Genomic DNA, 14,100 nt, shown 5'->3' on the forward strand with positions numbered 1-14,100 from the left:
CTGATGAGGAGAGCTTCACAGTGAGTTCTGATGGCCGCTCGACGGTTAGCTTATTAAGCCTGGCCAAAAACCTGCCCGCGATGGCGTTCGAGGCACCGGCCATGCTGCGCAACGTGGCAGGCATGCTGGTCGGGCCGGACGACAAATCCTCTGTCGGGCTGTACTTTCAGCGGGCCGCGCATCGTTATCCGGACCGCACGTTCCTGCGCTTCGAAGGCACCGCCTACACCTACGGCGAGGTCAACGCCGAGGTGAACCGCTTTGCCGCGGTGCTGGCCGCGCGCGGTGTGCAGCGTGGCAACGTGGTCGGCCTGCTGATGACCAATCGGCCCGAAACCCTGTTCACCGCACTGGCTTCGGTGAAACTCGGCGCCACCGTCGGCCTGCTCAATCATCACCAGCGCGATCAGGTGCTCGCGCACAGCTTCGGCCTGCTGCACAGCGTGCTGAACGTGGTCGGCGAGGAATGCAAAGAGGCGCTGGACTCGCTGGCCGAGCCGCTCGCGAATGTGTTGTCCGCCAACGATTTGCAGGCCGCCGCCCAGGGCGCGGACGCCACCGACCCGCCGGTGTGCGCGGAGATCACCGCCAAGGAACGCGCTTTCCTCATCTTCACCTCCGGCACCACGGGCTTGCCCAAGGCCAGCGTGATGACCCATCTGCGCTGGACCAAGAGCCTGGCGGGCATCGCCGGCCTCGGAATTCGCCTGCGCGGCAACGACACCCTGTACTGCTGCCTGCCGCTGTACCACAACAACGCGATGACCGTCGCGCTGTCGGCGGTGATCGGCTCCGGCGGTACTTTCGCGCTCGGCAGGCAGTTCTCCGTGTCCCGGTTCTGGGACGAGGTGATCCGTGAGCAGGCAACGGGTTTCATCTATATCGGTGAGCTGTGCCGCTACCTGCTGAACCAGCCCGCGAAGCCGACCGACCGGCAGCACAGGGTCCGGCTGGCGGTCGGCAACGGGCTGCGCCCGGAACTGTGGGACGAGTTCAAGAACCGGTTCGGCATCAATCGGATCGTCGAGTTCTACAGTGCCAGTGAGGCGAACATCGCCTTCATCAACGCGTTCAGCGTCGACCGCACCGCAGGCTTCGGGCCGCTGCCGTACGCGGTGGTCGATTACGACGAGGAGACCGGAAAAGTCAAGCGCGACAAGGACGGCCGACTGCACAAGGTCGGCACCGGTGGTGTCGGCTTGCTGCTGTCCAAGGTCACCGACCGCTCACCGTTCGACGGCTATACCGACAAGGCCGCCTCCGAGGCGAAGCTGGTCCGTGACGGCTTCGAGCAGGGCGACGTCTGGTTCGACACCGGCGATCTGGTCCGCGATCAGGGCTGGCATCACATCGCCTTCGTCGACCGGCTCGGCGACACCTTCCGCTGGAAGGGCGAGAACGTGGCGACCACCGAGGTCGAGGGCGCGCTGACCCGATCGCATGCGCTCTCGCAGGCGGTCGTCTACGGCGTAGATGTGCCGGGCGCCGACGGCAGGGCGGGCATGGCGGCGGTGACGTTGAGTCCGGACACCGAATTCGACGGTAAGGCGATCGCCGGAGAGGTCTATCAACAGCTGCCCGCCTACGCAGTCCCGCTGTTCATCCGGGTCGTCAAGGAACTGGAACAGACCTCCACGTTCAAGAGCCGCAAGGTCGAACTACGCAAGCAGGGCTACGCGTCCGACGGCGACGGCAGCCTGTACGTCCTGGCGGGCCGTTCAGACGGCTACGTTCCCTTCTATGACGACTATCCCGCCGACGTAGCCGCAGGCCGCGCCCCGAAGAACTAGCCGCGCCGCCCAGCGGCCTTACTGAGGTAGGTGAGGCCGCTGGGCGGCGAGACCGCTGGCACACCGGTCGGTACAGTCAGAGAATGTCTCGCACCACCGCAGCGCCGCTTCCAACCTTGTGCGGCAAGCCGGTGGCGACCGATCGGGCGCTGGTGATGGCGATCGTGAATCGCACTCCCGATTCGTTCTATGACAAAGGCGCCACCTTTACCGACGAAGCCGCCATGGCGGCCGTCGCCCGCGCGGTGGACGAAGGTGCGGATCTGGTCGATATCGGCGGCGTGAAGGCGGGCCCCGGCGCATTGGTCGACGCCGCCGAGGAATCGCGCCGGGTAATCCCGTTCGTCGCGGCCATTCGCGCGAAGTATCCGGAGTTATTGATCAGCATCGATACCTGGCGTGCCGATGTGGCGCTGGCGGCGGTGCGGGCGGGCGCGGATCTGATCAACGACACCTGGTCCGGCGCCGACCCCGACCTGGTACCGGTGGCCGCCGAGCACGGGGTCGGCATCGTGTGCAGCCATACCGGCGGTGCGGTCCCGCGCACCCGTCCGCATCGCGTCCGTTATGCCGACATAGTGGCCGAGGTGACCGAGACTTTGGTCCAAGCAGCCGAAAAGGCGGCCGCAGCGGGCGTGCGGGCGGATTCGATTCTGATCGATCCGACCCATGATTTCGGCAAGAACACTTATCACGGGCTCGAGTTGTTGCGTGGAGTGGACGTTCTTGTAAATACCGGGTGGCCTGTCCTGATGGCACTCAGCAACAAGGACTTCATCGGGGAGACTCTAGGTGTCGATCTTTCCGAACGGTTGGAGGGCACATTGGCAGCAACAGCATGGTCGGCAGCCGCCGGCGCCCGAATCTTCCGAGTCCACGAAGTCGCCGCCACCCGGCGAGTAGTGGACATGATCGCCGCGATCCAAGGCATCCGGCCCCCAGCACGCACCCTGCGAGGTTTGGTATGAAATTCCACCACCCCCATGGCCGCGAACACAGCCCCGCGTGGGCTACGACAAACACCTGGGACAGCCCCCACTGGTCGGTCGACGAACTCGTCGCCGCCAAAGACGGCCGCACCGTTTCGGTGGTGCTGCCCGCGCTGAACGAAGAAAACACCGTCGCCGACGTGGTGGCCAGCATCATGCCGCTGCTCGGCACCCTGGTCGACGAGCTGATCGTGCTCGATTCCGGCTCGACCGACGCCACCGCCGAACGGGCCCGTGCCGCGGGCGCCGAGGTGATCAGCCGCGAGCAGGCGGTGCCCGAGCTGGACCCGGTGCCGGGCAAGGGCGAGGTGCTGTGGCGGTCGCTGGCCGTCACCGGCGGCGATCTGATCGCCTTCGTCGACTCCGACCTCATCGACCCGGATCCCGAATTCGTGCCGAAACTGCTCGGCCCGCTGCTCACGGTCGATGCGATGCACCTGGTCAAGGCCTACTACCGCAGGCCGCTACGGCAGGGCGGTGCGGTGGACGCGCACGGCGGCGGCCGGGTCACCGAGCTCGTCGCCCGTCCACTGCTCGCCGCGCTGCGGCCCGAGCTCTCCCAGGTGTTGCAGCCGCTCGGCGGCGAATACGCGGGCACCCGTGAGTTGCTCACCGCGGTCCCGTTCGCGCCGGGGTACGGCGTGGAGATCGGGTTGCTGCTCGATACCTACGACCAGCTCGGCCTGTCCGCGATCGGGCAGGTGAACCTCGGGGTGCGCACGCACCGGAACCGTCCGCTGGCCGATCTGGGCGTGATGAGCAGGCAGATCCTCGGCACCGTGCTCGGCCGCAGCGGGGTGCAGGACTCCGGGGCGGCACTCACCCAGTTCCCGCTGGTCGGGGACGCCTTCACCGCGCACAGCACCGAGGTGTCGCTGGCCGATCGTCCGCCGATGAATACGCTGCGCCCCGAGTGGGCGGCTGCCTGACCAACGTCTGACGCGCGAACCCGGGTGCCTACGGTGCCCGGGTTCGTTGCTGTCGAAAAGCCATGGGCCCTGCTGTGATCTGCGCATTCCTGAGATGGCGAGCGTGTTTGCTGAGTGAACGCTAGAGTGTTGTTCGGTCTTACGTTCGCATTCTGTACTTCGAGATGCTGCAACCATTGCGCGCTCATGAGCAGGAGATACGTCTATGACTATTGGTGAGCTACCCAAGCAGGACACACGGCAGCCAGAGTTTGCCGGTCCCGACTACACGCTGGCGACGCTGCGGGTGAACGGCCACGTTTTCCCGGTGGCGCTGGAACCTCGGGTCAGCCTGCTCGACGCCCTCCGCGAGTACCTGCGGCTCACCGGCACCAAGAAGGGGTGTGACCAGGGCGCCTGTGGCGCGTGCACGGTGTGGGTCGACGGTAAGCGCGAATTATCCTGTCTCACCTTGGCTTTGAGCGTGGAGGGGCGCGAGATCACCACGATCGAGGGGGTGGCGGAGGGCGAGGAGCTGCATCCGGTGCAGCGCGCGTTCATCAGCTGCGACGGCTTCCAATGCGGATATTGCACGCCGGGACAGATCATGTCGGCGATCAAATGCATCGAAGAGGGACATACCGGCAGCGACGAAGAGATCGCCGAGTGGATGAGCGGCAATATCTGCCGCTGCGCCGCCTACCAGAACATCAGGGACGCGATAAAGAGCGCACGCGACGAGATGGGTGAAACCCGATGAAGCCCATCGCCTTTGCCCGCGCCGAGACAGTGGATCAGGCCCTCGCCGCGGTAACCGCCCGCCCGAATACCGTATTCCTCGCGGGCGGCACCACTTTGGTGGACATGCTGCGGATCGGCGCGATGGAGCCGGACAACGTGGTCGACATCAACCGGCTGCCGCTCACCGACCTGGAGCACCGCCCGGACGGCGGCCTGCGCATCGGCGCGATGGTCCGGATGGGTGAGGTGGCCGCCGATCCCGGTGTCGTCGAACGCTTTCCGTTCCTGTCCATCGCGCTGTGGAAGGGCGCGTCCGCGCAGATCCGCAACATGGCGTCGATGGGCGGCAATCTGATGCAGCGGGTGCGCTGCCCGCAGTTCCGCGACATCGCGTTCGCCTGCAACAAACGAGAACCGGGCAGCGGCTGCGGCGCACTGGACGGACTGCACCGCGGCAATGCCGTATTGGGCACCAGCGAGCACTGTTTCGCCATGCACCCCTCCGACATGGCCATCCCGCTGACCGCGCTCGACGCGGTGGTGCAGGTGCAGGGACCGCGCGGCACCCGGGCCATCGCCTTCGACGACTTCTTCCTCTTGCCCGGTGACACACCGCATCTGGAGCATCCGATCACCGCGGACGAGCTCATCGTCCGAATCGACGTTCCGCCCTTGCCGTTCGCGGTGAACTCGCACTATCTGAAGGTGCGCGACCGCGAATCCTATGAGTTCGCCGCCGCTTCCGCGGCCGTGGCACTGGATCTGGCGGATGGTGCGATACGAGGTGTCCGCATCGGCCTCGGCGGCGTGGCGACCAAGCCGTGGCGCGCCAAGATGGCCGAGGCGCTGCTGGTCGGCAAGCCCGCGACCAAGGCGAACTTCGCGGCCGCGGCCGCCACCGAGCTGGCCGCCGCCGACGACGGCTATCCGATGAATCGGTTCAAAATCGAACTGGCACAACGCACCATGGTGCGCACCCTGGAGATCGTGACCGAGCAGATCGCGCACCGGGGAGGCCGGAAATGAGCACCCCCACCGTCCCCAAGCTCGTCGGTCAGGGTCTCGACCGCATCGACGGGCACGCCAAAGTCACCGGCGCCGCCCGCTACACCGCCGAGATTCCGATGCCGAACGCCGCCTACGGCGTCATTGTCGGAGCCGAGATCGGCAACGGCACAGTGAAATCCATCGATGTCGGCCAAGCGCTGCGGGCCGGTGCGGTCGCTGTGCTCACCCATGAGAACCTGCCGCGCGTCGCGTCGGTGCCGCTGTTGCCGTCGCTGTTCGGGCAACCCGCACCGGGGCAGAGCTTCTTTCCCATGCAGGACACCACAATCCACTACTTCGGCCAGCCGATCGCCGTCGTTGTCGCGGACACCTTCGAGGTCGCCCAGCAGGCCGCCCGCTTGGTCGAGGCCACCTACGACAAGCGGCCCGCGCTGGTGCGCCTGGACGACGGACGCGACGAGCAGTACCTGCCGGACAGCATCTTCGCGGGCCAGATCCCTGCCGCACAGTCACGCGGCGACTTCGACGGCGCGAGCGCGGCCGCCGCGCACACCGTCGACGCGACGTTCCGCTTCGCCGCCAACCACCACAATCCGATCGAATGCTCGGTCACCGCCGCGATGTGGAACGGGGATTCGGTCACCGTCTACGACGCCACCCAGGGCATCGTGGCCAGCCAGCTGACCATCGCCGCGCACCTCGGCATCTCGCCGAGCAAGGTGCGGGTCGTCACCGACTATGTCGGCGGTGGGTTCGGCGCGAAAGCCATGATGTGGCCGCACGTTACGCTCGCCCCGCTGATCGCGCGGGAGCTCGGCAGGCCGCTCCGGGTGATCCTGAATCGCGAGCAGATGTTCTACGGCACCGGATTACGCGAGGAGCAGGAGCAGCGCGTCACGCTGGTCTGCGACGCCGACGGCCGGTTCACCGGGCTGCGGCACCACAAGCTTTCCGTCACTTCGCATTTCGATGACTGGGCGGAGCCGTCGCTGGAGGTGGCGAGCAAGGCGTACGGAATTCCGCACTGGGAGGGGCAGTATCGGCTGATCAAGGGCAACACGATGACGCCGACCTTCATGCGCGGGCCGGGCGAGGCGTCCGGCATGGTCGCGCTGGAGTGCGCCATCGATGAACTCGCCGAACAGCTCGGCACCGACCCGGTGGAACTGCGGCTGCACAACCATGCCGCCGTCGACCCGGAGAGCGGAAACCCGTGGAGCTCAGACGGTTACGTTGAATGCCTCCGGCTGGCCGCCGAGCGTTTCGGCTGGGACGGCCGGATCGAGACCCCCGGGTCGCACACCGACGGCAACTGGCTGCTCGGCTGGGGCGTCGGCACGGCGGGCTACCCGGTGTACGAGCCGGGCCAGCCGCAGCGGGCACACGCCAGGCTGCGCTCGGACGGCTCGCTCGTCGTCCAGACGGGCACCCAGGAGTTCGGCACCGGCGTCGCGACCGCCATGTCGCAGGTCGCCTGCGACGCCATGGGCATGCCGTTCGACCGGATCCGCTTCGAGATCGGCAACACCGACTACCCGAACATCGCGGCCAGCGTCGGATCGATCGGCGCGAGCTCCATCAGCTCTGCGGTACACGTCACCTGCGCCCAGCTGCTCGCCCAGCTCATCGAGATCGCGGTCGCCGACATCGACTCACCGCTGCGCGGCCGCACGCCCGACGAGATCGACGGTGTCGAGGGCGTATTGCGGCTGACCGATGATCCCTCGGTGTGTGACGCGTACGCGGATGTGCTGGAGCGGAACCATCTTTCGGATATCGAGACGACCGGCAGCTGGCGCCCCGCCGCCACCCCGGCGCCGTACGGGAAGATGAGCTTCGGCGCCCAGTTCGCGGAGGTCGCCGTCGATCCGGAGCTGGGGTTGATCCGGGTCCGCCGGATGGTCGGCGCCTTCGCCCCCGGCCGGGTGCTCAACACCAAACTGGCCCGCAGCCAGGTGCTCGGCGGCATGAATTGGGGCCTGTCCCAAGCACTGATGGAGGGCTCGCTGCCCGACACCCGCGACGGCCGCTGGGCCAACGCGTCGCTGCTGGAGTATCTGCTCCCGGTCAACGCCGATGCCCCCGAGGTCGACATCTCGTTCGTGGCGGTCGACGACACCGTGGTGAACCCGTTGGGCGTCAAGGGAATCGGCGAACTCGGCATGATCGGCGCGGCGGCTGCCATCGTCAACGCCGTGCACCACGCCACCGGCCGCCGCTTCCGCGACATCCCGCTCCGCATCGAACACCTGATCTGAGGCGGGTCAGCGGTGGATGGGGCCGTTGATCCGGTCGAGCGGTCGAGCCGTCGCGTTGCCGCGCTCGGCGAGGATCTGCGCGGCGATGGAGATCGCGGTCTCGTCCGGTGTCCGTGCGTTGAGGTCAAGGCCCAGTGGGCTTTTCAGCCGCGCCAGCTTGCTCTCGGTGACACCCGCGGCACGTAGACGTTCGGTCCGCTCGGCATGCGTCCGGCGGGAACCGAGGGCGCCGACGAAGCCGATGTCCTCGATGTCCAGTGCCGCCGCGATCGTCGGCACGTCGAACTTGGTGTCGTGCGTGAGCACACAGACCACGGTGCGGCCATCGATCCGACCCGCCTCCTGCTCGTTGCGCAGGTACCGATGCGGCCAATCCACCACGACCTCGTGCGCGGACGGGAAGCGCGCTGCGGTGGCGAAGGTTTCGCGGGCATCGACGACGGTGACCCGGTAGCCGAGTTGACGACCGGTCCGGCTCAGCGCACGCACGAAATCATTGGCGCCGGCCAGGATCATCCGCGCGGGCGCACCGAAGACCTGCACGAAAACTCGGGGCCGCGGGGAGGTGTCGGCCTCGCATTCGTCGGCACCGACCACACCGCTGCGGCCCGCGTCGAGCAATGCGAGTGCGTCACGGTCGACGTCGTGCCACGCCTCCGTCGAGTCGGTCCGCAGCAGCTTCCACTCCGCGGTGGTATCGAGCCTGGTGGCCAGCGCGACCGGTAGACCGGCTGCGATCTGCCGCCGCAATTCCGACAGCATCGGGACGCGATCGGATGTCACCCGTTCGACGAAGACCTCGATCTCGCCGCCACAGGTCAGCCCCACCGCGATACCGTCGCCGTCGGTATAACCGAACCGGTCGGTCACCGCGTGGCCGGTGGCCAGCACCTGGCGCGCCGACTCGACGACCGCGGACTCCACACAACCACCCGACAGCGACCCGAATACCTCGGTGGACTGAGTAACGATCATCGCGGCACCGGACTCACGCGGCCCGGGGCCGGTCGTATCCACCACTCGCGCCAAGGCCACCGGCCCCTGCCCCGCCAGCGTGATCAACTGGTCGAGCATGGCGCGCATAGGCACGGTTCCTCTCTCGAGCGGGCACACCGGTATCGACCGGTCCGTTCCAGCCTAGCTACTCGACATTCGTTCGAGCCTAGCTACTCGAAAGCTATTCGGCCGGACACGTGCGTCAGGAATCCTTGGCCTGTTGCGCGGCCGCGTGCTCCAACTCCGGCGCGACCAGGCGTTCCGCCGCCTCCTCGGCCGGGGCGTGTTCCTCGGCGAGTCGCGCCTGCAGCGCGGCGACGGTCAGCTGTCCCGGCGACTTGCTCGGTCGTCGCAGGACGGTGGTGATCAGGATGAGCAGGCCGAGCGCCAAGACGGCGCCGCCGACCGTGACGAGCAGATTCATCACTGCCTCCTCAGGTCACGCATCAAGCGGTCTCGCGGAGTGCGAGACCGGGTGGGACCGTGCCGGTGTGGAAGTAGCCGGCGAATACCTCGGCCGCGTCTTCGGCCGTGAATACCTCGTCCGGATAGATCCACGGCGCGGGCATGCTCTCCGGAACCGGCACACAGATGCCGGGCTCGCCGTCGTGGTCAACGGTGCGGCCGACGGTGCTCAGGTGGGCTATCCCGTCGACGACGGTGCGGAGTTCGATGAACAGCGCGTCCGCCGAGCCGGTGCACCGCAGGTAGTTCTGCCCGGGGGCGGAGCTCACCGCGGGGCTGATGTCGGCCGAGCGCATGGGCGCGGGCAGGCACGTCAGCTGGACCGAATAGCGGTGGTGGCCATCCAGTCTGCGCAGCGGGCGCAGGAAATTGTCGATGGTCTCGCCGGCCCCGATGAACAACTTCAGCCGGTCGCTGTAGGTCACCCGGTGGGTCGTGATGATCGGGTCCGCCGCATCGACAGTCGCGGACTGGGCCTGCTGCGAGCGCACCGTCCGGACAGTGGGCGCGGAACTGGCCGCCGTCGAAAGTTCAACACTCATCGGAGCTCACCTATCACGCATAGTTAACGTCTAGCTATTCAAGCATTGCACCAAGATTTCCCGAACGGAAGAGTGGAGTGACCCGCGACACAATTTGGTCACGGTGGGTATCGGCGGCCGTCGGCCGCGCGCCCGCCGCCGGTGGATGTCAGCGCCGGATACCCGGTGCGGGCAAACGGTTTTCGGGGTCGTGCCGATAGACCGGGGTGAGTAGCTCGGCTTCCAGGGGTTCGCCGGTCGCCCGGTCGAACCGGCAGGCCACCAGCACCGAGAACAGGTGGGTGCCCGCGCGTTCGTGCAGGGTGGCCAGCCGGGTGGCGAGCAATCGGATGGCACCCAGCGAGCCGGGCGGGTGCATGCCGTCGATCATCAGCACCGAGCCGCGCCCGTCCGGACGCGGCAGCCGGGCCAGGTAGGCGATGTCGTGCGGGTCGGGTCCGCCGGGCCGATAGACCCGGCGCGCGGCGCGGTCCTCGATGCCGCGCCTGGCATCGCCGGCCCTGGCCACCGCGCGCCGCAGCCGCGGGTCGGCGGCGATCAGCTGACGCACGCTCGGCGAGAGTTCCGGCCCGCCGAGCACGATCAGGCCGTCCCGGTTCAGGTCGACCGGCCGCCCGGGTAGGAAGTGTTCGACCGAGGCGGTGAAGCCGAGCTCGCGGAGCAACTCGACCAGCCGGTGCGGCGCCGCGGGATCCGGTGCGCCGATCACCCGGCCCGCCCGCACCTCCGGCACCAGCACCGTGAGCGTCCCGTGCCCGAAGAACAGACCCTCCGGTGCCGGACCCTGGGTGCTCACCTGATGGATGCGCGCGCGGGAAAGCCCCGCTGCCGCACCGATTCTGGCGAAGGTCCAGCCTTCGGCGTGTAGCTCCCGGATCACCGCACGACGAATCCTGGTGAGCTCATTGATGGTCTGCTGGGCCGCAGCCACACCATCGGTGGCCGCCTTCAGTCGCTCGACCTTGTCCTCGATCGCGAAAACGCGCGCCACGTCATCGGCCGACATGTGGGAAGTCTAGACAGCTGGACAGGCCAAAGTGTTTAGAACTCTTGACACTGCACCCTTTTCGTGACGCGATTGCGCCAGCTTTCCCGGGTCAGGTGGCGTCGGTGTCGATCGGTGGACGTTCGTTGCGCTCCAACGGCTTTTCCAGCTTCGGCATCGGATAATCCGGCATCGCGCCGCCGGTGCCGTAGAGGTCCTTCTTGTCCGGCAGCGCGTCCTCCATATTGCGGAAGATCGAATCGTCGCCGTTCAGAAGGTGTTTGGTCACCATCGAGCGCGGGGACATACCGCGCAGTTCGTTCAGGTCGGCCAGCGGCTTGCGCAGGTCCTCGAACTCCGGGCCCAGCTCGTCGCGCAGCTGCGAGGTCGCGCCACTGGCGTAGTCGCGCACCTGACGCAGGCTGCGCGTGGTCCAGCGAACCGCGCCGGGCAGTCGCTCCGGTCCGAGGATCACAAGGGCGGCGACGAGCAGGATCATCATCTCGCTCCAGCCGATATTGCTGAACACGTCCTCAGGTTACCCGGCCTTTCGGCCAGCGGCGCGTGGGGACGGCAGGACGACGATGTCGGCCGGAGCGGGTGAACTCAGGGGGACGGCAGGACGACGGAGTCGGCCGGGGGTGGGTGAATTCAGTCGGATTCCAGGGTGACCGGCACGTCCACCTGCCTGCCGTCCCGGATCAACACCACGTTCACCGTGTCGCCGATCTTGCGCGACTGCACCGCGACGACGAGCTCGTCCGGACCGGTCACCTCGCGGTCGCCGACCTTCACGATGACGTCCTTCTCCACGATGCCCGCCTTCGCCGCCGGACCGCCCGCCGTGACGTCGGCGACCTCGGCACCGCTCAGTTGCTCGTTGGACACCACCTTGCTGCGCAGGCTGGCGCCGATGGTCGGGTGGTGGATCGTGCCGTCCTTGATCAGGATCTGCGCCACCTCGGTCACCCGGTCCACCGGGATCGCGAAGCCGAGGCCGACCGAGCCGCCGGACTCGCTGCGGATCGCGGTGTTGATGCCGATGACCCGGCCTTCCATGTCCACCAGCGCGCCGCCGGAGTTACCGGGGTTGATGGACGCGTCGGTCTGCACCGCGTCGATCACCGCGTTCGTGTCGCTGCCTTCGCCCTGCAGTTTCACCGGGCGGTGCTGCGCGCTGACGATGCCGGAGGTGACCGTCTTGCTCAGGCCGAGCGGGGAGCCGATGGCGATCACCTCGTCGCCGACCTGGACATCGCCGGACTTGCCGAGCTTGGCGACGGTGAGGTTCTTCACATCGACCTTGATCACGGCGAGGTCGGATTTCGGGTCGCGCCCGACGATGTTCGCAGGCACCTTGGTGCCGTCGGAGAAGGTGACCTTGATGGCGGCCCGGTTGGTCTTGTCCTGAGCCGCCATCGAGACGACGTGATTGTTCGTGGCGATGTAGCCGAGGCCGTCGATCACCACGCCGGAGCCGGTGGCGCCGTTGTCGCCGACGATGACGCTGATGGACACGACGGACGGCAGCACCGCGTTGGCGACCTTGGCGATCTGGCTGTGCGGCTGTTCGGTGTCCGCGCTCTGCTGCAGCGTCGCCGTGCGCGAGGTCAGGTCGGCGGACTGTTCGGCCGTCAGCCTGCCGACCAGGCCGCCCAGCACGCCGATGGCGAGCGCGACGAGTGCGAGCAGCGCGAGCGCCTTGGGGGCGACGCGAGAGCCGAACAGCACCTCACGCGCACTGAGGCGCTGGGCCTGCGGCAACGGCTGGGCCTTCGGGGTCGGCACCGCGGGGGCGCCGAGTCGCGCGGCGGAGTCGGGATCACGCCACGGATCGACGGGTCCGGCGACGGGTGCGGCACCGTTGGCCGCGTCGGGATCACGTTGCAGCAGTTCGGAGGAACCCTCGGGACGACCGAACGCCTCGGCGAGCACGGCGTCCGGCGGACGGTTCTGCACGTCCTGGCCCGCCACCGGCGTCGCGCCACGGGGCAGCGGCTCGGCGAACGAACCGCGCTGGCCCGCCGGCCTGCGGAACGCGCTGGCCGTGTGGTTGTCGACATGGGGTCGGTATACCGGTCGCGGTCCCAGTACCGGCGCGTCCGGCGGCCGCAGGTTTCCCCTGTCGCCCGCCGAATCCGTGGGCCTGCCCTGGACGCGATCCGGGGTCTCGGCCGATCCGGTATTCGTCGATTCCGTGGTCACCCGGGAAACTCTACTTGCGCCACCACGTAGTCCACCGAGTCGCGGCAAACGAATCGGTGAGAAAACCGAAAACTGCCTCGTTGCGCGGAGTCCCGTCGGCGCTCGACGTTTGGCTCGACGCGGCGCCCGGCAGATCGGCGAGCGGAATTCTGGTCAGGCTGTCGTGCAGCCCGTGCGGAATCGAGATCGGGCCCGATTGGCGCAGCGCGATACGCGCCTGCTGCTGTGCGTCGACTTCGGCCGCGCATTCCGGGCACAGAGAAAGATGTTGGGCGGCACGCAGATAGGCGTTCATCCGCAACTCGCCGTCCACATAGGCCGCGATCGCCTCGCTGGCCAGATGCTCGGTGGGACGGAATCGAGGCGGACGACGACCGGGCGTGCTGGACTCGCCACTCATTCGGTGCTCACCCTTCCAACCGACATCATCCGAATCGTAGGGCGATGCCGGCTTCGTCCAGCTCACCCGATACTTGCTTCAGCGGCGAACCGCTGCTCACTTCCATTATGCGCAAGGTAGTCGCGCAGTGCCTGTCGCCCACGATGAATTCGGCTGCGCACGGTGCCGAGTTTCACGCCGAGCGTAGCGCCGATCTCCTCGTAGGAGAGGCCCTCGATGTCACACAGCACGACCGCGGCGCGGAATTCCGGCGCGAGCGAATCGAGCGCACGCTGCAAATCCGGGTCGAGGCGGGCGTCGTGATAAGCCTGCTCCGGGTCGGGACCCTCGGACGGGACCCGGTCGTAGTCCTCGGGCAGCGCCTCCATCCGGATGCGGTTGCGGCGACGGACCATATCGAGGAACAGGTTGGTGGTGATGCGGTGCAACCAGCCCTCGAAGGTGCCCGGCTGGTAGCTGGACAGGGAGCGGAATACCCGGATGAAGGTGTCCTGAGTCAGGTCCTCGGCATCCTGGGCGTCGCCGGAAAGACGGTAGGCAAGGCGGTAGACACGGTCGGCGTGTTCGCGGACCAGGTCGTCCCAGGACGGCATGGCCGCCCGGTCACCGGTGGCATCGAAAGCAGCGGTACCGGTGAGGTCGACGGCCTCCTCGGCGGCGTCGGACTCGATCGGCAGAATCTGCTCTGGCAGGGTGGCGTGCTCACGCGCCGCATCGACCATGTGGATGGGGCTACCTCCTACTAGGGACCGTAAACTCGGAACTCAGCTTCGATCCGAAATCTCTTTCGGACCTGAAACCGTTACGTGGGGT

Annotated in this window: 14 protein-coding genes; 6 read left to right on the forward strand and 8 right to left on the reverse strand. The window is 67.5% G+C overall.

Features of this window, described 5'->3' with window-relative positions; translation table 11 throughout:
* The first annotated feature begins 20 nt into the window (after window positions 1-20).
* The 6 genes from ACFWF1_RS20410 (at window position 21) to ACFWF1_RS20435 (ending at window position 7,694) form a co-directional block, all read left to right on the forward strand.
* Window positions 21-1,790, forward strand: coding sequence for a long-chain-acyl-CoA synthetase (locus ACFWF1_RS20410; protein WP_379280762.1), 1,770 nt, complete (start codon window positions 21-23; stop codon window positions 1,788-1,790).
* A gap of 83 nt (window positions 1,791-1,873) precedes the next feature.
* Window positions 1,874-2,758: a dihydropteroate synthase gene (gene folP / locus ACFWF1_RS20415; protein WP_379280761.1), complete on the forward strand. Its 885-nt coding sequence runs from the start codon at window positions 1,874-1,876 to the stop codon at window positions 2,756-2,758.
* Window positions 2,755-3,708, forward strand: a complete 954-nt coding sequence (locus ACFWF1_RS20420; RefSeq protein WP_379280760.1) for a glucosyl-3-phosphoglycerate synthase — start codon at window positions 2,755-2,757, stop codon at window positions 3,706-3,708. The genes folP and ACFWF1_RS20420 overlap by 4 nt, the downstream gene beginning before the upstream one ends.
* A gap of 205 nt (window positions 3,709-3,913) precedes the next feature.
* The gene (locus ACFWF1_RS20425) at window positions 3,914-4,447 is read left to right on the forward strand and encodes a (2Fe-2S)-binding protein (RefSeq protein WP_379280759.1); all 534 of its coding nucleotides are present in this window, start codon (window positions 3,914-3,916) and stop codon (window positions 4,445-4,447) included.
* Complete coding sequence (locus ACFWF1_RS20430; protein ID WP_379280758.1) at window positions 4,444-5,454, forward strand: FAD binding domain-containing protein; 1,011 nt, start codon at window positions 4,444-4,446, stop codon at window positions 5,452-5,454. Before ACFWF1_RS20425 ends, ACFWF1_RS20430 begins: the two co-directional genes overlap by 4 nt.
* The gene (locus tag ACFWF1_RS20435; protein WP_379280757.1) at window positions 5,451-7,694 is read left to right on the forward strand and encodes a xanthine dehydrogenase family protein molybdopterin-binding subunit; all 2,244 of its coding nucleotides are present in this window, start codon (window positions 5,451-5,453) and stop codon (window positions 7,692-7,694) included. The genes ACFWF1_RS20430 and ACFWF1_RS20435 overlap by 4 nt, the downstream gene beginning before the upstream one ends.
* Before the next feature lie 6 nt (window positions 7,695-7,700).
* On the opposite strand, the gene ACFWF1_RS20440 is transcribed toward ACFWF1_RS20435, so the two are convergent.
* The 8 genes from ACFWF1_RS20440 to sigE form a co-directional block, all read right to left on the reverse strand.
* Window positions 7,701-8,777 carry an XdhC family protein gene (locus tag ACFWF1_RS20440; RefSeq protein ID WP_379280756.1) on the reverse strand — a complete coding sequence of 359 codons (1,077 nt, stop codon included), beginning with the start codon at window positions 8,775-8,777 and terminating at the stop codon, window positions 7,701-7,703.
* 115 nt (window positions 8,778-8,892) lie between these two features.
* Window positions 8,893-9,114 (reverse strand): hypothetical protein, encoded by a 222-nt coding sequence (locus ACFWF1_RS20445; RefSeq protein WP_379280755.1) that lies wholly within the window; start codon window positions 9,112-9,114, stop codon window positions 8,893-8,895.
* 22 nt (window positions 9,115-9,136) lie between these two features.
* The gene (locus ACFWF1_RS20450) at window positions 9,137-9,697 is read right to left on the reverse strand and encodes a hypothetical protein (RefSeq protein ID WP_379280754.1); all 561 of its coding nucleotides are present in this window, start codon (window positions 9,695-9,697) and stop codon (window positions 9,137-9,139) included.
* A gap of 148 nt (window positions 9,698-9,845) precedes the next feature.
* Window positions 9,846-10,703: a hypothetical protein gene (locus tag ACFWF1_RS20455; RefSeq protein WP_357381042.1), complete on the reverse strand. Its 858-nt coding sequence runs from the start codon at window positions 10,701-10,703 to the stop codon at window positions 9,846-9,848.
* Between the two features lie 91 nt (window positions 10,704-10,794).
* A complete protein-coding gene (gene tatB / locus ACFWF1_RS20460; protein ID WP_357381040.1) occupies window positions 10,795-11,211 on the reverse strand; it encodes a Sec-independent protein translocase protein TatB in 417 nt (138 codons plus the stop codon).
* 122 nt (window positions 11,212-11,333) lie between these two features.
* Window positions 11,334-12,887, reverse strand: coding sequence for a trypsin-like peptidase domain-containing protein (locus ACFWF1_RS20465; protein ID WP_379280753.1), 1,554 nt, complete (start codon window positions 12,885-12,887; stop codon window positions 11,334-11,336).
* 10 nt (window positions 12,888-12,897) lie between these two features.
* Window positions 12,898-13,287 carry a hypothetical protein gene (locus ACFWF1_RS20470; protein WP_379280752.1) on the reverse strand — a complete coding sequence of 130 codons (390 nt, stop codon included), beginning with the start codon at window positions 13,285-13,287 and terminating at the stop codon, window positions 12,898-12,900.
* 62 nt (window positions 13,288-13,349) lie between these two features.
* Window positions 13,350-14,009 carry an RNA polymerase sigma factor SigE gene (sigE, locus tag ACFWF1_RS20475; RefSeq protein WP_357381035.1) on the reverse strand — a complete coding sequence of 220 codons (660 nt, stop codon included), beginning with the start codon at window positions 14,007-14,009 and terminating at the stop codon, window positions 13,350-13,352.
* Window positions 14,010-14,100 lie beyond the last annotated feature (91 nt).

The organism is Nocardia sp. NPDC060255 (assembly GCF_042727395.1).
Taxonomy (GTDB): Bacteria; Actinomycetota; Actinomycetes; order Mycobacteriales; family Mycobacteriaceae; genus Nocardia.

What these genes read in the sequence shown, in the direction of transcription:
- folP (WP_379280761.1), top strand. Translation starts at nt 1,874, where the DNA reads ATGTCTCGCACCACCGCAGCGCCGCTTCCAACCTTGTGCGGCAAGCCG.
- ACFWF1_RS20420 (WP_379280760.1), top strand. Translation starts at nt 2,755, where the DNA reads ATGAAATTCCACCACCCCCATGGCCGCGAACACAGCCCCGCGTGGGCT.
- ACFWF1_RS20425 (WP_379280759.1), top strand. Translation starts at nt 3,914, where the DNA reads ATGACTATTGGTGAGCTACCCAAGCAGGACACACGGCAGCCAGAGTTT.
- ACFWF1_RS20430 (WP_379280758.1), top strand. Translation starts at nt 4,444, where the DNA reads ATGAAGCCCATCGCCTTTGCCCGCGCCGAGACAGTGGATCAGGCCCTC.
- ACFWF1_RS20435 (WP_379280757.1), top strand. Translation starts at nt 5,451, where the DNA reads ATGAGCACCCCCACCGTCCCCAAGCTCGTCGGTCAGGGTCTCGACCGC.
- ACFWF1_RS20440 (WP_379280756.1), bottom strand. Translation starts at nt 8,777, where the DNA reads ATGCGCGCCATGCTCGACCAGTTGATCACGCTGGCGGGGCAGGGGCCG.
- ACFWF1_RS20445 (WP_379280755.1), bottom strand. Translation starts at nt 9,114, where the DNA reads ATGAATCTGCTCGTCACGGTCGGCGGCGCCGTCTTGGCGCTCGGCCTG.
- ACFWF1_RS20450 (WP_379280754.1), bottom strand. Translation starts at nt 9,697, where the DNA reads ATGAGTGTTGAACTTTCGACGGCGGCCAGTTCCGCGCCCACTGTCCGG.
- ACFWF1_RS20455 (WP_357381042.1), bottom strand. Translation starts at nt 10,703, where the DNA reads ATGTCGGCCGATGACGTGGCGCGCGTTTTCGCGATCGAGGACAAGGTC.
- ACFWF1_RS20470 (WP_379280752.1), bottom strand. Translation starts at nt 13,287, where the DNA reads ATGAGTGGCGAGTCCAGCACGCCCGGTCGTCGTCCGCCTCGATTCCGT.
- sigE (WP_357381035.1), bottom strand. Translation starts at nt 14,009, where the DNA reads ATGGTCGATGCGGCGCGTGAGCACGCCACCCTGCCAGAGCAGATTCTG.